Genomic DNA, 17,991 nt, shown 5'->3' with positions numbered 1-17,991 from the left:
CGGGCGCCTCACTCCGCGTCGAAGCGCGCCGCCACGGCCTCGCCGTGAGCAGGCAGGTCCTCCTCGGTCGAGAGGGCGGCGATCACCGGGGCGACCTCGCGCAGCGCGGCCTCGTCGTAGCGCACGACCTGCTGCGGACGCAGGAAGGTCGCGGCCGACAATCCCGCCGCGAAACGGGCCTGACCGCCGGTCGGCAGCACGTGGTTGGATCCGGCTGCGTAGTCGCCGAGGCTCACCGGCGAGTAGGGGCCGATGAAGATCGCACCCGCGTTCTCGATGCAGGCGAGCACGGCGTCGGCGTCGCGGACCTGGATCTCGAGGTGCTCGGGCCCGAAGGCGTTCGCGAACGCCGCCGCCTGCTCGAGGTCGTCGACGAGGACGAGCGCCGACTGCGCGCCGGTGAGCGACTGGTGCACACGGTCGCCGTGCTTCGTCGCGGCCGATCGCGCCGCGAGCCGGTCGAGCACCCGCTCGGCGAACGCGGGCGAATCGGTCACGAGCACCGCAGCGGCGAGCTCGTCGTGCTCCGCCTGGCTGATGAGGTCGGCGGCCACGAAATCGGCGTCAGCCGCATCATCGGCGATGACGAGGATGTCGGTCGGTCCCGCTTCCGCGTCGATGCCGGTGACCCCGTGGACGACCCGTTTGGCCGCCGCGACGTAGACGTTGCCGGGCCCGGTGACGAGCTGCACCGGCTCGAGCCCGAGGGCGGGCACGCCGTACGCGAAGGCACCGATCGCGCCGGCGCCGCCCATCGCGTAGACCTCGGTGATGCCGAGCAGGGCGGCGACGCCCGCGATCGTCGGGTGCACGCGCCCGCCGAACTCCGCCTGCGGCGGCGAGGCGAGCGCGATCGATGCGACGCCGGCCGCCTGTGCGGGCACGACGTTCATGACGACGCTCGAAGGGTAGACGGCCTTGCCGCCCGGCACGTACAGGCCGACCCTGCCGACCGGTTGCCAGCGCTGCTCGATGACGGCGCCCGCACCGAGCTCGGTGCGCCGGGCGCCGGGCACCTGGGCGGAGCTCGCGGCGCGCACCCGCTCGATCGTGCGTTCGGCCGCGGCCCGGATCTCGGGCGCGAGGCCGTCGCGCGCAGCTGCGAGCTCGTCGGCGGGCACTCGCACGTACGGCGGAGTCACCCGGTCGAAGCGCTCGGCCTGCTCCAGGAGCGCCGACTCGCCATGCGCTCGGACGGCCTCGATGAGGGCGCGCGCGGGCTCGAGCGCGGCCGACACGTCGGTCGCCGCCCGGGGCACGAGCGCGAGCAGTTCGCTCGTCGATGGGCGGGTCGCGCGGAGGTCGATCGTTCGCAGCATGGTGGCTCAAGCCTACCGAGCGGCGCCCGCCGCCCGGCGGGCCGGCGTCACACGAGGCAGTTCGGGCCGAGCAGGCTCTTGAGCTCGCCGTAGAAGTCGGCGCTCACGTTCACCGGGTACGGCAGCTCGAAGACGCGTGCGGACCGCCCGCGCACGAGCTTCAGCCGCACCTCGGTATCGCCTCGATGCCGGCTCAGCACCTCGCCGAGGGCGGTGATCGTCTCGGTCGTCGCCCGCTGGTCGGGCAGCGAGATCATGACCGGGCCGCTCTCTTCGCCCTGGCCGAGGTCGGGCGTGAAGACGCTGAAGGCGTGCAGGTTCATGCCGTCGTCGCGCATGCTGACCCGGCCCCGCACCACGGCGATCGTGTCGGCCTGCAGGCCCGGTGCGAACTCCTGGTAGGCCTTGCCCATGAACATGACGGTGATCTCGCCCGAGAAGTCCTCGACCTGGATCATGCCGTACTGGTTGCCCGAGGCCTTGGCGATACGGTGCTGCACGCTCGTGACGAGGCCCGCGACGGTGACCGTGTCGCCGTCCTGCGTGGAGTCGGATCCCATGAGGTCGGTGATCGTCGTCGAGGCGTGCTTGGCGAGCGGCACCTCGAGGCCGGCCAGCGGATGGTCGGACACGTAGAGCCCGAGCATCTCGCGCTCGAAGGCGAGCTTGTCCTTCTTCGTCCATTCGGGCCGGTCGGGGACCAGCGAGGGCGCGGCCTCCTTCTCGTGCTCGTCGAAGAGGCTGTCGAAGTCGAACCCGACGTCGCCGTTCTCCTCGGCGCGCTTCTCCTTCACGGCCGACTCGACGGCGCCCTCGTGGATCTCGACGAGCGAGCGACGCGTGTGGCCGAGCGAATCGAAGGCCCCCGCCTTCACGAGCGACTCGACCGTGCGCTTGTTCGCGACGGGGATCGGCACCTTCTTCAGGAAGTCGTGGAACGACTCGAACCGCCCCTCCTTCTCACGGGCGCCGCGGATCGCGTCGACGACGTTGAAGCCGACGTTCCGCACCGCACCGAGGCCGAAGCGGATGTCGTCGCCGACGGCGGCGAAGAATCCGATCGATTCGTTCACGTCGGGCGGGAGCACCTTGATGCCCATGCGGCGGCACTCGTTGAGGTAGAGGGCGAGCTTGTCGCGGGCGTCGCCGACGCTCGTGAGGAGGGCCGCCATGTACTCGGCCGGGAAGTGGGCCTTGAGGTACGCCGTCCAGTAGCTGAGCACGCCGTACGCCGCCGAGTGGGCCTTGTTGAACGCGTAGTCGGAGAACGGCAGCAGGATCTCCCACAGCTTGCCGATCGCCTCATCGGAGTACCCGTTCGACTTCATGCCCGCCGAGAAGCCCTCGTACTGCTTGTCGAGCTCGGACTTCTTCTTCTTGCCCATCGCGCGCCGAAGGATGTCGGCCTGGCCGAGCGAGAACCCGGCGACCCGCTGGGCGATCGCCATCACCTGCTCCTGGTAGATGATGAGGCCGTAGCTCGTGTCGAGGATGTCCTTCAGCGACTCGGCGAACTCGGGGTGGATCGGCGTGATCTCCTGCAGGCCGTTCTTGCGCAGCGCGTAGTTCGTGTGCGAGTTCGCTCCCATGGGGCCCGGGCGGTAGAGCGCGATGACGGCGGAGATGTCCTCGAAGTTGTCGGGCTTCATGAGGCGCAGGAGCGAGCGCATCGGCCCGCCGTCGAGCTGGAACACCCCGAGCGTGTCGCCCCGCGAGAGGAGGGCGTAGGCCTCAGGGTCGTCGAGGGCGAGGTCTTCGAGCACCGGTCGGAAGCCGCGGTTCGCCTCGATGTTGTCGAGCGCGTCGTCGATGATCGTGAGGTTGCGCAGCCCCAGGAAGTCCATCTTGATGAGGCCGAGCGACTCGCACGCCGGGTAGTCGAACTGCGTGACGATCTGCCCGTCCTGCTCGCGCTTCATGATCGGGATGATGTCGATGAGCGGGTCGCTCGACATGATCACGCCGGCCGCGTGCACGCCCCACTGGCGCTTCAGGTTCTCGATGCCGAGCGCCGTCTCGAAGACGGTCTTGGCCTCGGGGTCGGTCTCGACGATCGCGCGGATGTCGCCCGCCTCTTTGTAGCGCGGGTGGTTCTTGTCGAAGATGCCGGTGAGCGGAATGTCCTTGCCCATGACCGCGGGCGGCATCGCCTTCGTGAGCTTCTCGCCCATCGAGAACGGGAAGCCGAGCACGCGCCCCGAGTCCTTCAGCGCCTGCTTCGCCTTGATCGTGCCGTACGTGACGATCTGCGCGACCCGCTCTTCGCCGTACTTCTCGGTCACGTACTTGATGACCTCGCCGCGACGACGCTCGTCGAAGTCGACGTCGAAGTCGGGCATCGAGACGCGGTCGGGGTTCAGGAAGCGCTCGAAGATGAGACCGTGCTGCAGCGGGTCGAGGTCGGTGATCTTCATCGCGTAGGCCGCCATCGAACCTGCGCCCGACCCTCGGCCCGGTCCGACCCGGATGCCGTGCTCCTTCGACCAGTTGATGAAGTCGGCGACGACGAGGAAGTAGCCCGGGAAACCCATCTGGCTGATCACGCCGACCTCGTAGTCGGCCTGCTTGCGCACGTCGGCCGGGATGCCGTTCGGGTACCGGAGGTGGAGGCCCTTCTCGACCTCCTTCACGAACCAGCTCTCTTCGTTCTCGCCCTCGGGCACCGGGAATCGCGGCATGTAGTTCGCGCTCGTGTTGAACTGCACGTCGCAGCGCTCGGCGATCGCGAGCGTGTTGTCGCACGCCTCGGGGTGGTCGCGGAAGATCTGTCGCATCTCGGCCGCGGTCTTCAGGTAGAAGTCGTCGGCGTCGAACTTGAACCGGTTGGGGTCGTCGAGCGTCGAGCCCGACTGCACGCACAGCAGCGCCGCGTGGCTCTTGGCGTCGTGCGCATGCGTGTAATGGAGGTCGTTCGTCGCGACGAGCGGCAGGCCCAGGTCTTTCGCGAGGCGCAGCAGGTCGGTCATGATGCGCTTCTCGATGCCGAGGCCGTGGTCCATGATCTCGCAGAAGAAGTTGTCGGCCCCGAAGATGTCGCGGAACTCGGCCGCCGCCTTGACCGCCTCGTCGTACTGTCCGAGCCTGAGGCGCGTCTGCACCTCGCCGGAGGGGCAGCCGGTCGTCGCGATGAGCCCCTTCGAGTAGGTCTGCAGGAGCTCGCGGTCCATGCGCGGCTTGAAGTAGTACCCCTCGATCGACGCGCGGCTCGAGAGGCGGAAGAGGTTGTGCATGCCCTCGGTCGTCTCCGACAGGAGGGTCATGTGCGTGTAGGCGCCCGAGCCGGAGACGTCGTCGCCGCCGCCGTTGCCCCAACGGATGCGGGTCTTGTCGCTGCGATGGGTGCCGGGCGTCAGGTACGCCTCGGTGCCGATGATCGGCTTGATGCCGGCGTCGGTCGCCTGCTTCCAGAAGTCGTAGGCGCCGAACACGTTGCCGTGGTCGGTGACCGCCACCGCCGGCATCTCGTACCCCTGGGCCGCCTTGATCAGCTCACCCACTCGAGCTGCGCCGTCGAGCATCGAGTACTCGGAATGCACGTGCAGATGGACGAATGAATCGGCGGCCACGGGGCTCCTCATCGGGGTGGATCTGGGTCGGTGCTTCGAGTGTACGGCGACCCGGTGACGCTCGTCGGCGTGTCGTTCGCGGGTCGGAGGTCAGTCGCCGCGGAGCACGTCGAGCGCGTGCGCGAGGTCGGCCGGGTAGGCGGAGGAAAACGTCGTCCACTCCCCCGTGCCCGGGTGCGTGAGCGAGAGCTCGTGCGCGTGCAGCCACTGCCGCGTGAGTCCGAGACGTGCCGAGAGCGTCGGGTCGGCACCGTACATCGCGTCGCCCGCGCAGGGGTGGCGCTGCGCCGCCATGTGCACGCGGATCTGGTGCGTTCGGCCGGTCTCGAGGTGCACCTCGAGGAGCGACGCGTACGGGAACGCCTCGATCGTCTCGTAGTGCGTGACGGCGTGCTTGCCGTCGGCGGTCACGGCGAACTTCCACTCCGACCGCGGGTGGCGCCCGACCGGCGCGTCGATCGTGCCGGCGAGCGGGTCGGGGTGCCCCTGCACGACCGTGTGGTAGATCTTCTCGACCTCGCGGTCGTGGAACTGCCGCTTGAGCTCCGTGTAGGCACGCTCGGACTTCGCCACCACCATGAGGCCGCTCGTCCCGGCATCGAGGCGGTGCACCACACCCTGTCGTTCGGGCGCGCCCGACGTCGAGATGCGGAACCCGGCCGCGGCCAGCGCGCCGACGACCGTCGGGCCGTTCCAGCCGAGCGAGGGGTGCGCGGCGACGCCCGCCGGCTTGTCGACGACGACGAGATCGTCGTCGTCGTGCACGATGCCGAGCTCGGGAACCGCGATCGGTTCGACGGCGAGGGTGCGCGGCGGCTCCCACCTCACCTCGAGCCAGCTGCCGGCGCGCAGGCGATCGGACTTGCCGACGACGACGCCGTCGAGGAGCACGCCGCCGGACTCCGCGATCTCCGCCGCCAGCGTGCGGGAGAAGCCGAGCAGCTTCGCGAGGCCGGCGTCGACCCTCGTGGCGTCGAGCCCGTCGGGCACGGGCAGCGAGCGATGTTCCATCAGGCCTCGGCGACGGCGGCCGCACGCGGCCCGTCGGCGTCGCCCGCGGCCGTCGTCTCGCCCGACGGAGCGTCGCCGTCGAGCGCGGTCGTTGCGGAGGCATCAGCCCGGTCGGTCTTCGGCGCGCGCGTCTCGCGCGTGCCGTCGAGCCCGACACCGCGGATGGTGAGGATCATGAACAGCACCATGCTCGACACGATCGCCATGTCGGCGACGTTGTAGATCGCCGGCAGCAGCCATGGCGTCGAGATGAAGTCGATCACGTGCCCGAGCCCGAAGCTCGGCTCTCGGAAGAGCCGGTCGGTCAGGTTGCCGAGCACCCCGCCGAGCAGGAGCCCGAACACGAGCGCCCACGCGACGGAGCGGATACGGCGGGAGAACCAGATGATGAACGTGATGACGGTCGCGGCGAGGATCGTGAAGATCCAGGTCATGCCGCTCGCGAGCGAGAACGCCGCGCCGGGGTTCCGCACGAACTGCCACTGGAGCACGGAGCCCAGCACCGGCACGACCTCGCCTTCGGTGAGGTTCGAGACGACGAGGAACTTGCTCAGCTGGTCGAGGCCGTACGCCGCGAGTGCGGCGCCGGCCAGGACCAGCAGGGCGGTGGTGGTGCCGACCTTCGCGGCCCGCTCAGCCGCCAAAGCCCTGGAAGGTCGGAGCAGGCTGCTCGGCGGGGGCCGAGAAGCCCTGGTTGCCCGACACCTGCACCGGGGCGGCGGTGTCGAGCTCGCGCAGCTGACCCTCGATGTAGCTCTTCAGCTTGGCGCGGTAGTCGCGTTCGAACGTGCGCAGCTCGTCGACGCGCTTCTCGAGCGCCACGCGCTCCTGGTCGAGGATGCCCATCTGCTGACGCTGCTTGGCTTCGGCCTCGGCGACGACGCGCGCCGCGGTCGCGTGACCCTCGGCGATGAGCGCATCACGCTTCTCGATGCCCTCGCGCACGTGCTCCTCGTGGAGGCGGCGGGCGAGCTGGAGCAGGTTCGTCGTCGACGTCTGCTCGTCGAGCTCGGACTGCGGCGCTGCCGGCTGCGTCGGCACGGCGACCGTGGGCGGCGGTGCGGCGGGCTCCGTGTAGACGGCGGCGGGCGCGGGAGCGGCCGGGGCCGGGGCACTCGCGGCCTCGGCGGCGCGAGCCTCGGCGGCGGCGACGCGCTGGCGAAGCTCGTCGTTCTCCTGGTTCAGCCGGCGCAGCTCGACGACCACCTCATCGAGGAAGTCGTCGACCTCGTCCTGGTCGTAGCCCTCCCGGAACTTCGTCGCCTGGAAGCGCTTGTTGACCACATCTTCCGGAGTTAGCGCCATGGCTTCCCACCCTCAAATCTGTCGAACGGTTCGATCACGTTCTGCTAACGGTAGCAAACACCGACTGCGAGTCGTGAGCCGCGTTCGACTTCACCGGTCACGCTCGCAGGAGATGCTCAGCCGACGGCGGACGCCGCGGCCAGCCACGACACGACGGTCATGGCGACGATGACGACCAGCATGGCCAGGCTCCACCCGAGATCGAGTGCGACCTGGCCGATGCGGATCGGCGGGATGACCCGGCGGAAGAACCTGACCGGCGGATCGGTGACGGAATACACGGCCTCAACCACCACGAGCCAGAACCCGCGTGGCCGCCAGGAGCGGTTGAACGTCCGCACGAGATCGAGCACGAACCGCCCCCACATCACGAAGAAGTAGATGAGCAGCAGTGCGTAGAGGACGTTCCAGACGATCGAGAGCGCGCCCACCGACGGCTACGCGTGCGTGAAGAACGACGCGTCGACGTCGCCCTCGGCGTCGCCGCTCTCGCCCGAGACGACGACGTGCGACGGCGACAGCAGGAACACCTTGCTCGTGACGCGCTCGATCTTGCCGTAGAGACCCTGCGAGAGGCCGCTGGCGAAGTCGATGAGCCGACGGGCGTCGCCGTCGGACATCTGCGAGAGGTTGATGATCACGGGGACTCCCTCGCGGAAGGACTCGGCGATCACCTGCGCGTCACGGTACTGGCGCGGGTGCACGGTCAGGATCTCGTTCATCTCCACCTGCGGGGTGCTCGGCTGTACGTGGTGCTTACGGAGCGGCGTGACTGCAGCCCCGATCTTCGGCGCCGGTGCGGGCGCCGCGTGGACGACCGGGGCGGGAGCCGCCGCTGCGGGGCCCGGCGAGGCGGCGGCGTGCGGCGCCTCCTCCTCGAGCTCCTCATCGGCGAGTCCGAGGTAGACCATGGTCTTCTTGAGCGGGTTCGACATCGATGCCTCCGTCTGTGTTCCGTCTCTTCGAGGCTAACCGGCGGTCGGCCGGTTCCCGGTGATTGCCGTTCCGATCCGGAGGTGTGTCGCACCCTCCAAGATCGCGTCGCGGAAATCGTGGCTCATCCCCATGGACAGGTCGGTCGCGTCGGGCGCGAGGCGCACGACGCGCTCGGAGAGCTCGCGGACGCGGGCGAAGGCGGGCCGTGCCGGCTCGTCGAGCGGCGCCACCGCCATCAACCCGCGCAGCACGAGGCCGGGGGTCTCGAGCACGTGCTCGACGAGCGCCTCGAGCTCCGCCGGGGCGACGCCGCCGCGGCCCGGATCATCCGTGAGGTTCACCTGCACGAAGCAGTCGACGGAGGTCTCGTCGGAGCGCAGCACGTCGACGAGCGCACGCCGGTCGATCGAGTGTATGGCCGACGCGTAGGTGCGGACCTGCCGTGCCTTCTTGCTCTGCAGCTGGCCGATGAAGTGCCAGTGCAGGCCGAGCTCCGCGAGCTCGGCGGCCTTCGCCTGGGCCTCCTGGTGGCGGTTCTCCCCCACGTCGCGCACGCCGAGGGTCGCGAGATCGCGCACGAGCGAGGCGGGCTGGAACTTCGTGACCACGATGGTCGTGATCTCGGATGCCTCGCGGCCGGCGTCGGCCGCGGCGTCCGAGATCGCCGCCTGCACGGCGGCGAGCCGGAAACCGAGCCCGCTCACGAGGCTCGCCCCCGGCCCGTCCGTGCCGCGCGCACTCGAGAAGCTCCGCTCACTTCAGGAAGTCGGGGATGTCGAGGTCGTCGTCTCCGTCGTCGAATGCCGGGTCGGTCACGATCTGGTCGGCGGTCGACGTCGACGCCTCGCCCCAATTGGCGGTCTCCACGAGTTCGTCGATGTCGATCTCCGCGATGACGTCGGCCGCTTCATCGCTCAGCGACTCGCCGAGGGCCGCCCCGCCGGCCGCGACCGGCACGCCGACCGCCGCGGCCGCCGCCGGCACGAAGTTCGAGCGGCGCGCCTCGACGGGCTTGGCATTGGGCTCACCGCCGTCGAAGCCGGCGGCGATGACGGTCACGCGCACCTCGTCGCCGAGGGTGTCGTCGATGACGGCGCCGAAGATGATGTTCGCCTCGGGGTGCACGGCCTCCTGCACGAGGCGGGCGGCGTCGTTGATCTCGAAGATGCCGAGGTTCGAGCCGCCCTGGATCGAGAGCAGCACACCGTGCGCCCCGTCGATCGACGCCTCGAGCAGCGGACTCGCGACCGCGAGTTCGGCGGCCTTGATCGCGCGGTCGGCGCCTCTCGACGAGCCGATGCCCATGAGGGCCGAGCCGGCCCCCTGCATGACCGACTTGACGTCGGCGAAGTCGAGGTTGATGAGGCCGGGCGTCGTGATCAGGTCGGTGATGCCCTGCACACCGGCGAGGAGCACCTGGTCGGCGGTCGAGAACGCCTCGAGCATCGAGATGCCCCGGTCGCTGATCTCGAGCAGACGGTCGTTCGGCACCACGATGAGGGTGTCGACCTCTTCCTTCAGGCGCGCGACGCCCTGCTCGGCCTGCGTCTGGCGCCGCTTGCCTTCGAAGCCGAAGGGCTTCGTGACGACACCGATGGTGAGCGCGCCGATCGACTTGGCGATGCGCGCGACGACCGGGGCACCCCCCGTGCCGGTGCCGCCGCCCTCGCCCGCGGTGACGAAGACCATGTCGGCGCCCGCGAGCGCCTCCTCGATCTCCTCCGCGTGGTCCTCGGCGGCGCGACGGCCGACCTCGGGGTCGGCGCCGGCGCCGAGACCCCGCGTCAGGTCGCGGCCGACGTCGAGCTTGACGTCGGCGTCGCTCATGAGCAGCGCCTGTGCGTCGGTGTTGATCGCGATGAATTCGACTCCGCGCAGGCCGAGTTCGATCATGCGGTTGACGGCGTTGACGCCGCCGCCGCCGATACCGACCACCTTGATAACGGCGAGGTAGTTCTGGTTTGTCGACATGTCCGGCCTTCCGTGCGAACTCTGAACCCTGAACCTCTAGTCGAAGGTTAAAGTTTTGCTGAGTATGCAATTCCTGAGACGACGGTAGGTCGCCGCGCGGGCGCGTCGAGCAAGGCGAGCCCGGCGTGTCGCGATCCGACCGTCGAGATGGTCGCCCGGGCCCCTCGCGAACCCTCCGGCGCCCCGCGTCAACCCGTGATCGGAGCCTCCGGCGACGAGACGTCGTAGCCGGGCACCGTGTCGGGCGGCGCCGCCTTCATGAGCGTCGCGAGCACGTCGGCCTTGAGACCGGAGTCGTTCGCGCCGCCCCAGACGACCGGCACCCCGCCCGCGAGCTCGAGCCGCACGTCGTCGGGAGTTTCCGCCGAGGCGCCGACGAGCTGGCTGCGCACCTCGGCGGGGAGGCTCCGCACGACCGCGGCGACGGCCTTGAAGCCCTCGGAGCCGACGCCCCCGTCGACCTCGATGAGCGGCTGCCCGTCGGGACGCTCGGCCGGCCGGTCGATGACGACCCCGGCCGCGTCCACGAGCTCGAGACCGCCGCCCTTCGCCTCGATGACGCCGACCGGCGTGCGCTCGACGATCCGCACCACGAGCGTGCCGGGAGGGATCGTCTCGACCGAATACGTCTCGATGAGCCGGAAGTCCGCGAGTGCCGCATGCACCTGTTCGCCCGTGATGAGGGTCAGCGGGGTGCCGAGCTGGCCGTCGAACGCGGCCGCGATCGAGTCGGCGGGGATGCGCGAGGCTCCTTCGACGCGCACCTCGCGCAACGCCATGAGCGGCGAGTACGCGCCCGCGACGATGCCGACGGTCACGGCCGCGACCGCTCCGCCCGCGATCCACCAGGTGAGCCGACGACGGCGCGACCGCTTCGTGAACCGGCGCACCTCCTGCTTCTCGTAACGCCGGCGTTCGCGCTCGGCGGCCGCGAGTGCGCGCCTGGCCGACTTCGCATCGGCCGGCCGATCGCCGGTATGGTCCGCCGTCGCGGCAGCCGGCCCGGGTTCGACCTCGGGCGCCGCGGCGCCCGGTGCTCGGACGGCACCGCCCACGGGAATCGTCACGGAAGGTTCGACCACGACGATCGGCTCGGTCGTGACGCGGTCGGCTGCGTCCCTCCCGCCGTAGCGGAGCGACGGACCGGCCGCGCCGGCGGGCGCGGGCGCTCGTACGGCGCCGAGCGGATCGGCTCCCGCCGCGGGGGCGTCCGCACCGCCCCGCGGCTCGGGCGCCGGCGTTCGCCTCGGGCGCCGCGGCGTGCGTCCGTCGAAGCCCTGCGGCCGCTTCACGCGCGGCCCGCCGTCACCCGCGCTCCCGCTCGAGCGATCCGAGCAGCTGCGGCACGATTCGGTAGACGTCACCGCAGCCGAGGGTGATGACGAAGTCGCCGTCGCGGGCGATCTTCGCCGTGTGGTCGGCGGCCGCCTGCCAGTCGGCGATGAACGCGACCTTCTCGGGATCGGCGAACCGCTCGCTCACGAGTGCGCCAGTCACCCCGGGCACCGGATCCTCGCGGGCACCGTACACGTCGAGCACGACGGTCTCGTCGGCGAACTCCTCGAGCACCTCGGCGAACTCCTTCGCGAAGGCCTGGGTGCGGCTGTAGGTGTGCGGCTGGTGCACGGCGATGATGCGTCCGTCGCCGACGACGGTGCGCGCCGCGGCCAGTGCCGCCGCGACCTCCGTCGGGTGGTGCGCGTAGTCGTCGTAGACGCTCACGCCGCCCACGGTGCCGTGGAGTTCGAAGCGGCGACCGGTGCCGGTGAAGCGGGAGATGCCCTCGAGCGCGGCGGCCGGCTCGAAGCCCAGCCCGACGAGCACGGCGAACGCGCCTGCGGCGTTGATCGCGTTGTGCTTGCCCGGGATGCGCAGCCTCGCCGCGTAGTCGACACCGTCATAGGCGATGACGAAGGCCACCGGGCCGTCGGTCTCGATCGAGTGCACCCGCACCGAGGCATCCGCCGCCTCGCCGAACGTGACGACGTTCGCGTGGCCGAGCCGCTCGTGCACGCGCTGCGCACCGGCGTCGTCGGAGGAGATCACGACGAGCTCCGAGGCGCGGTCGGCGAAGTCGACGAACGCCTGCTCGAACGCCTCGCGCGAGCCGTAGTGGTCGAGGTGGTCGGGATCGACGTTCGTGATGAGCGCGACGGCGGTGTCGTAGAGGAGGAACGAGCCGTCGGACTCGTCGGCCTCGACGACGAAGAGCTCGCCCTCGCCTGCGGACGACGAGACGCCCAGCCCGTCGATGACGCCGCCGTTCACGAAGCTCGGATCGGCCCCGAGCGCGAGGAGGCCGGTGACGATCATGCCGGTCGACGTGGTCTTGCCGTGGGCGCCGGCGACCGACACGAGGCGCTGGCCCGAGATCAGCCAGGCGAGCGCCTGCGAGCGGTGCAGCACGGGCAGCCCGCGCTCGAGGGCCAGCTGGTACTCGGGGTTGTCCTGCCAGAGCGCGCCGGTCACGACGACCGCCTCGGCGTCGCCGAGGTTCACGGCGTCGTGCCCGATCGCGATCTCGGCACCGAGCTCGCGGAGCGCGGCGATGTTCGCCGAGTCGCGCACGTCAGAGCCGGTCACCCGATGGCCGGCACCGATGAACAGGCGCGCGATGCCGCTCATGCCGGACCCCCCGATGCCGACGAAGTGCACGGCGCCGAGCTCGGCGGGGATCTGGATCGAGAGATCGGGCTTGATGGTCACGTTCGGGCGCTCTTCCTCGGTGCGGTCGGGGTCGTCGGTGCGCCGGCGGGCGCGTTCGGGGCGGGTGGTTCCGCTGCTTCCACGTTACGCGTCTCAGGCGCGGCCCGCGGCTCCCCCGCCGAGCGCGCGGTCGACGAGGGCGACCATGCGGTCGGTGCCGTCGGCGACGCCCGCCGTCGCCGCGGCCGATGCCATCGCGGCGACGCGTTCGCGGTCGGCGAGCAGCGGCACGAGCTCGGCGGCCACCCACTCGGGAAGGAACCGGGCGTCGTCGACGAGGATTCCGCCACCGGCCGCGACGACGCCCGCGGCGTTGAACCGCTGCTCGCCGTTGCCGACGGGGTACGGCACGTACACGGCGGGGATGCCGAGGGCCGAGAGCTCGCTCACGGTCGCCGCGCCCGCTCGGGATACCGCGAGGTCGGCGAGGGCGAGGGCGAGGTCCATGCGGTCGGCGTACTCGACCATCCGGTAGCCGGCGACACCGGGATCGTCGACCTCGGAAGTCGCGCCCGTGATGTGCAGCACCTGCCAGCCGGCACCGGTGATCGCCTCGGCACTGTCGACCATCGTGCGATTGATGCGACGTGCGCCGAGCGAACCACCGGTCGCGAGGAGCACGGGCTTCGACGCATCGAGTCCGAAGAACCCCGCGGCCTCGCCTCGGAGCGCAGCGCGATCGAGCGTCTCGATCTCGCGGCGGAGCGGCATGCCGACGACCTCGGCGCCGGGCAGCGGCGTGCCCTCGAACGCGACGCCGACGGCATCCGCGCGACGGGCGCCGAGCCGGTTCGCGAGGCCCGGCTTCGCGTTCGCCTCGTGCACCGCGACCGGGACGCCGGCACGTCGCGCAGCGATGTAGGCGGGAGTCGAGACGTACCCGCCGAAGCCGACGACGACGTCGACACCACGACCGGCGATGATGCCCGAGACATCCGAGATCGAACGACGGAACCGCGCCGGGAACGCGGCGGCGGCACGGTTCGGCCGCCGCGGGAAGGGGACCTTCGCGATCGTGAGCAACTCGTAGCCGCGAGCCGGCACGAGCCTCGCCTCGAGCCCCTCGGCCGTGCCGAGCACGAGCACCTCGGCGTCGGGATCGCGCTCGCGCAGGCGATCGGCGACGGCGAGCAGGGGGTTCACGTGGCCGGCGGTTCCGCCGCCGGCGAGCAGGTAGACGGTCATCGCGCGGCTCGCTCCGCCGCACGGGCCCTTCGCGCCGCCGAACGGGCGGCGAGGCGGGCGGATGCCTCGGGCGTCCGCGCGACCGACAGGACGACGCCGATCGCGACGAGGGTCGTGAGCAGGGCGGTGCCTCCCGCGGAGACGAGCGGCAGCGGGACACCGAGGACGGGGAAGACTCCGAGCACGACACCGATATTGACACAGGCCTGGCCGATCACCCACACCATGACCGCCGCCGTGGCCGCCCGGCCGAACGGCGTGCCCGCGCCGCGGAACACCCGCGCGAAGGCGATCGCGAGCAGTACGAACAGGCCGATCACGACGATCGCGCCGATGAGGCCGAGCTCCTCGCCGATGATCGCGAAGATGAAGTCGTTGTCGGCTGCCGGCAGCCACGACCACTTCGCCGCAGAGTTCCCGAGGCCGACGCCGAAGATGCCGCCGTTCGCGAGGGCGAAGGTACCGTGCTGGATCTGCCAGCAGTCGTTGACCGCGTCGCCCGTGCCGCCGGCCTCGCAGTTCGCGTCGAGGAACGAGGTGATGCGGCGCATGCGGCTCTCGCTCGAGAACGCGACGATCACGAACCCGACGACGGCGATGATGATCGGCGGCAGGAGCAACCGGAGCCGCACCCCGATGAGGAAGAGCGCGCCGAGCAGCATCGCGCCCATGATCATGACGGTGCCGAGGTCGCCGCCGAGGAGCACGAGCCCGATCGCACCGCCGCCGACGAGCAGGATCGGCAGGATACCGTGCGTGAAGTCGTCGAGCCGGTCCTGCTTCTTCGTGACCATGAGCCCGAGCCAGATGACCAGGGCGACCTTGATGAACTCCGACGGCTGGAACTGCACGGGGCCGATCGCGAGCCAGTTCGTGTTGCCGCCGACCTCGATGCCCATCGGGGTCGCCACGACGAGCAGCTGCGGGATGCAGGTGACGATGAGCGCCGGCCAGGCGACGCGCATCCAGAATCGCTCTGGCAGCCGGCTCGCGATGAGCATGGCTGGGATGCCGATGACGGCGAACACGCCCTGTCGCACCGCCTGGTCGAGGAGGCCGCCGTCTTCGAGGTACGACTCGACGAGCGAGGAGGAGAGCACCATGACGAGGCCGAGCACGACGAGGAAGAGGGTCGTGCCGAGCAGCAGGAAGTAGTCGGCCGACTCGGCGCGGAACAACCGCCCCAGGCGGATCCGCGCCGCCGAGACGCCCTGCTGGGCGGGCTCAGCCTTCTGCGGGCGGCTCGTGCGGGGCGGAGTCGCCATCCGCCTCACCTCCCAGCATCGCTCTGACCGCTTCGTGGAACCGCCGGCCGCGATCGCCGTAGTCGGCGAACTGGTCCATGGACGCCGCCGCGGGCGCGAGGAGCACGGTGTCCCCGTCCTCGGCGACCCCCGCAGCCAGTGCGACCGCATCGGGCATCACCTGCTCAGTGTCGTCGGCGACGACCTCGAAGAGCGGCAGTTGCGGCGCGTGTCGCCGGAACGCATCGACGAGCTCGGCGCGATCGCGACCGATGACGACCGCGGCGCGCAGCCGGCCGACGTGCGCTGCGACGAGCGAGTCGGCGTCGACGCCCTTGAGCAGGCCGCCCACGATCCAGACGACCCGGCCGAAGGCCTTCAGGGATGCCTCGGCGGCATGCGGATTCGTCGCCTTCGAGTCGTCGATCCAGCGGATGCCACCGGCGACGGCGACGGTCTCGATGCGGTGGGCGTCGAGCCGGAACTCGGCGAGTGCGTCGTGGATCACACCGACCGGGACCCCGTGGGAACGCGCGAGCGCGGAGGCGGCGAGGATGTTGGCGACGACGTGCGGCGCGGCCAGCCCGCGCGGCTCGAGCTCGTCGAGGGTCGTGATCTCGAGGGCGGCCGTACGCCGGTCGTCGAGGAACGCCCGATCGCACAGGATCCCGTCGACGACGCCGAAGTCGCTCGGTCCGGGCACGTCGAGCCCGAAGCCGATGGCGCGGGCGCCCTCCTCGACCTCGGCGTCCTCGACCATGCGCAGGGTCGCCTCGTCGGCGCGGTTGTAGACGCACGCGACCTTCGTGTTCTCGTAGACCTTCGCCTTCGCAGCGCGGTAGGCCTCGAACGAGCCGTGCCAGTCGAGGTGGTCGTCGGCGAGGTTGAGCACGACGCTCGCCCACGGGTGCACGGCACCGGGACCCGTGGTCGGCAACGTGTGCAGCTGGTAGCTCGACAGCTCGACGACGAGCACGTCGAAGCCCGCCGGGTCGCGCACGGCGTCGAGCACGGGCACACCGATGTTGCCGCACGGCGCCGCGCGCAGGCCGTTCGCCGCGAGGAACGTCGCAGTCATCTGGACGGTCGTGGTCTTGCCGTTGGTGCCGGTCACGAGGATCCACTCGGCCGCGTTCACCTTGTCGCGCACCCGCCAGGCCAGCTCGATGTCGCCCCATACCGCCACGCCCTCGCTCCCCGCCCATCCGAGGACGACATGGTCGGGATGGAATCCCGGTGAGGCGACCACGACGTCGGGGGCGAACGCGACGAGCTCGTCGGGCACCGCGTCGAGCGGGTGCCGCACGAGCCGCGCGCCGATGACGTCGAGGATCCGCGCGCGGTCGTCGTCGACGTCGGGGGCGAGGACGAGCACCTCGGCGCCGAGCTCCGTCAGTGTGTCGGCGACGGCGAAACCCGTCACGCCGACGCCGAGCACGGCGACACGGAGACCACGCCAGTCGGCGTTCCAGCTCGTCAGCGTGTCGAGGCGGTTCGCGGCGCGGCCCGGGTCATCCGCCGTCAACGCTGCAGCCACTCGAAGTAGAACGCGCCGACGCCGGCGGCCACGAAGAGTCCGGCGATGATCCAGAAGCGCACGACGATCGTGACCTCGGCCCAGCCCTTGAGCTCGAAGTGGTGATGGATCGGACTCATCAGGAAGATGCGCTTGCCGTGGGTGAGCTTGAAGTACGCCCGCTGCACGATCACCGAGCCCGTCTCGATGACGAAGAGGCCGCCGATGATGACGACGAGGAGCTCGGTGTGGCTGACGATCGCGAGCGCGGCGAGGGCACCGCCCAAGGCCAGCGAGCCGGTGTCGCCCATGTAGATCTTGGCGGGGTTCGTGTTCCACCAGAGGAAGCCGATGAGGCCGCCGACGATCGCGGTGGCGACGATGGCGATGTCGAGCGGATCGCGCACGTCGTAGCAGCGGTACCGGTCGTCTTCGTTCAGTCCGACGGCCGCGCACGACTGGTTGAACTGCCAGAAGCCGATGATGACGAACGAGCCGATCGCGAGGATCGAGGCGCCGCCTGCGAGGCCGTCGAGACCGTCGGTCACATTGACGCCGTTCGAGGCGCCGACGGTGATGAGGCAGCTCCAGATGACGTAGAGGAGGATGCCGATCACGGTGGGGAACACCATGAAGTCGAGCGGCAGATCGCGGATGAACGAGATCTTCGTGCTCGCGGGCGTCACGCCCATGTGGTTCGGGAACTGCAGGGCGAGCAGCGCCACGACCGTCGCGACGACCACCTGGCCACCGACCTTCGCCCAGCCGCCGAGGCCGAGCGACTGCTTCTTGCGCGTCTTCAGGAAGTCGTCGACGAATCCGACGACGCCGAGGCCCACCATCATGAGCAGCACGAGCAGGCCCGATGCGGTCGCGCCCTCACCCGTGAGCAGCGTCGCCGAAAAATAGCCGAACAGCGTGCCGAGAATGAAGATGATGCCGCCCATCGTGGGCGTGCCGCGCTTGACGTGGTGGCTCTGCGGCCCGTCGTCGCGGATGAACTGCCCCCAGCCGAGGCGGGTGAACAGCCGGATGAACAGCGGCGTCAGGAACAGCGTGAAGGCGAGCGACAACGCCCCGGCGGTCAGCAGTGCTCTCACGCGCCCCGACCTCCCCGTCGGTCGCCGAGCAGGCCGTCGGGCCGGCCAGTCCCGCTGCGGTAGTGAACTGCGCTCACGCGAACCATTCTCCCAGTCGGTCGCCGAGCAGGCAGTTCGCCTGCCCAGCCTCGC

General features: G+C 70.5%; 15 protein-coding genes. All 15 read right to left on the bottom strand.

The window, feature by feature from the left end; translation table 11 throughout:
* Positions 1-8 precede the first annotated feature (8 nt).
* Positions 9-1,319, bottom strand: a complete 1,311-nt coding sequence (gene hisD / locus ACFWGP_RS03320; RefSeq protein ID WP_376930114.1) for a histidinol dehydrogenase — start codon at positions 1,317-1,319, stop codon at positions 9-11.
* Between the two features lie 47 nt (positions 1,320-1,366).
* Positions 1,367-4,897: a DNA polymerase III subunit alpha gene (gene dnaE, locus ACFWGP_RS03315; protein ID WP_374201122.1), complete on the bottom strand. Its 3,531-nt coding sequence runs from the start codon at positions 4,895-4,897 to the stop codon at positions 1,367-1,369.
* 78 nt (positions 4,898-4,975) lie between these two features.
* Positions 4,976-5,896, bottom strand: a complete 921-nt coding sequence (locus ACFWGP_RS03310; RefSeq protein ID WP_376930113.1) for an RluA family pseudouridine synthase — start codon at positions 5,894-5,896, stop codon at positions 4,976-4,978.
* Positions 5,896-6,540 (bottom strand): signal peptidase II, encoded by a 645-nt coding sequence (lspA, locus tag ACFWGP_RS03305; RefSeq protein ID WP_376930112.1) that lies wholly within the window; start codon positions 6,538-6,540, stop codon positions 5,896-5,898. The genes ACFWGP_RS03310 and lspA overlap by 1 nt, the downstream gene beginning before the upstream one ends.
* Entirely contained in the window at positions 6,530-7,201 is a 672-nt protein-coding gene (locus ACFWGP_RS03300; RefSeq protein ID WP_231431192.1) for a DivIVA domain-containing protein, read from the bottom strand. Before ACFWGP_RS03300 ends, lspA begins: the two co-directional genes overlap by 11 nt.
* A gap of 116 nt (positions 7,202-7,317) precedes the next feature.
* Complete coding sequence (locus tag ACFWGP_RS03295) at positions 7,318-7,632, bottom strand: YggT family protein (protein ID WP_231431193.1); 315 nt, start codon at positions 7,630-7,632, stop codon at positions 7,318-7,320.
* 6 nt (positions 7,633-7,638) lie between these two features.
* Entirely contained in the window at positions 7,639-8,136 is a 498-nt protein-coding gene (locus ACFWGP_RS03290) for a cell division protein SepF (protein ID WP_231431194.1), read from the bottom strand.
* 33 nt (positions 8,137-8,169) lie between these two features.
* Complete coding sequence (locus ACFWGP_RS03285) at positions 8,170-8,841, bottom strand: YggS family pyridoxal phosphate-dependent enzyme (protein ID WP_231431195.1); 672 nt, start codon at positions 8,839-8,841, stop codon at positions 8,170-8,172.
* Positions 8,842-8,890: 49 nt separating this feature from the next.
* Positions 8,891-10,108 carry a cell division protein FtsZ gene (ftsZ, locus tag ACFWGP_RS03280; protein WP_231431196.1) on the bottom strand — a complete coding sequence of 406 codons (1,218 nt, stop codon included), beginning with the start codon at positions 10,106-10,108 and terminating at the stop codon, positions 8,891-8,893.
* Positions 10,109-10,296: 188 nt separating this feature from the next.
* Entirely contained in the window at positions 10,297-11,400 is a 1,104-nt protein-coding gene (locus tag ACFWGP_RS03275) for an FtsQ-type POTRA domain-containing protein (RefSeq protein WP_231431197.1), read from the bottom strand.
* A gap of 13 nt (positions 11,401-11,413) precedes the next feature.
* Positions 11,414-12,814 carry a UDP-N-acetylmuramate--L-alanine ligase gene (gene murC / locus ACFWGP_RS03270; RefSeq protein ID WP_376930111.1) on the bottom strand — a complete coding sequence of 467 codons (1,401 nt, stop codon included), beginning with the start codon at positions 12,812-12,814 and terminating at the stop codon, positions 11,414-11,416.
* A 93-nt stretch (positions 12,815-12,907) separates the two neighbouring features.
* Positions 12,908-13,999, bottom strand: a complete 1,092-nt coding sequence (gene murG, locus ACFWGP_RS03265) for an undecaprenyldiphospho-muramoylpentapeptide beta-N-acetylglucosaminyltransferase (RefSeq protein ID WP_231431199.1) — start codon at positions 13,997-13,999, stop codon at positions 12,908-12,910.
* Positions 13,996-15,264: a putative lipid II flippase FtsW gene (ftsW, locus tag ACFWGP_RS03260; protein ID WP_231431200.1), complete on the bottom strand. Its 1,269-nt coding sequence runs from the start codon at positions 15,262-15,264 to the stop codon at positions 13,996-13,998. The genes murG and ftsW overlap by 4 nt, the downstream gene beginning before the upstream one ends.
* Positions 15,224-16,768 (bottom strand): UDP-N-acetylmuramoyl-L-alanine--D-glutamate ligase, encoded by a 1,545-nt coding sequence (gene murD / locus ACFWGP_RS03255; protein ID WP_376930110.1) that lies wholly within the window; start codon positions 16,766-16,768, stop codon positions 15,224-15,226. Before murD ends, ftsW begins: the two co-directional genes overlap by 41 nt.
* Positions 16,765-17,859, bottom strand: coding sequence for a phospho-N-acetylmuramoyl-pentapeptide-transferase (gene mraY / locus ACFWGP_RS03250; protein WP_231431202.1), 1,095 nt, complete (start codon positions 17,857-17,859; stop codon positions 16,765-16,767). The genes murD and mraY overlap by 4 nt, the downstream gene beginning before the upstream one ends.
* Positions 17,860-17,991: the final 132 nt, after the last annotated feature.

The sequence above is a fragment of the Agromyces sp. NPDC127015 genome, assembly GCF_042725165.1.
Classification (GTDB): domain Bacteria; phylum Actinomycetota; class Actinomycetes; order Actinomycetales; family Microbacteriaceae; genus Agromyces; species Agromyces chromiiresistens.
The sequence above is the reverse complement of the archived record's forward strand: the minus strand, read 5'-3'. Positions and strand labels throughout refer to the sequence as shown.

Excerpts from the sequence above, each read along its gene's own strand:
- hisD (WP_376930114.1), bottom strand. The coding sequence starts at position 1,319 with ATGCTGCGAACGATCGACCTCCGCGCGACCCGCCCATCGACGAGCGAA.
- dnaE (WP_374201122.1), bottom strand. The coding sequence starts at position 4,897 with ATGAGGAGCCCCGTGGCCGCCGATTCATTCGTCCATCTGCACGTGCAT.
- ACFWGP_RS03310 (WP_376930113.1), bottom strand. The coding sequence starts at position 5,896 with ATGGAACATCGCTCGCTGCCCGTGCCCGACGGGCTCGACGCCACGAGG.
- ACFWGP_RS03300 (WP_231431192.1), bottom strand. The coding sequence starts at position 7,201 with ATGGCGCTAACTCCGGAAGATGTGGTCAACAAGCGCTTCCAGGCGACG.
- ACFWGP_RS03290 (WP_231431194.1), bottom strand. The coding sequence starts at position 8,136 with ATGTCGAACCCGCTCAAGAAGACCATGGTCTACCTCGGACTCGCCGAT.
- ftsZ (WP_231431196.1), bottom strand. The coding sequence starts at position 10,108 with ATGTCGACAAACCAGAACTACCTCGCCGTTATCAAGGTGGTCGGTATC.
- murG (WP_231431199.1), bottom strand. The coding sequence starts at position 13,999 with ATGACCGTCTACCTGCTCGCCGGCGGCGGAACCGCCGGCCACGTGAAC.
- ftsW (WP_231431200.1), bottom strand. The coding sequence starts at position 15,264 with ATGGCGACTCCGCCCCGCACGAGCCGCCCGCAGAAGGCTGAGCCCGCC.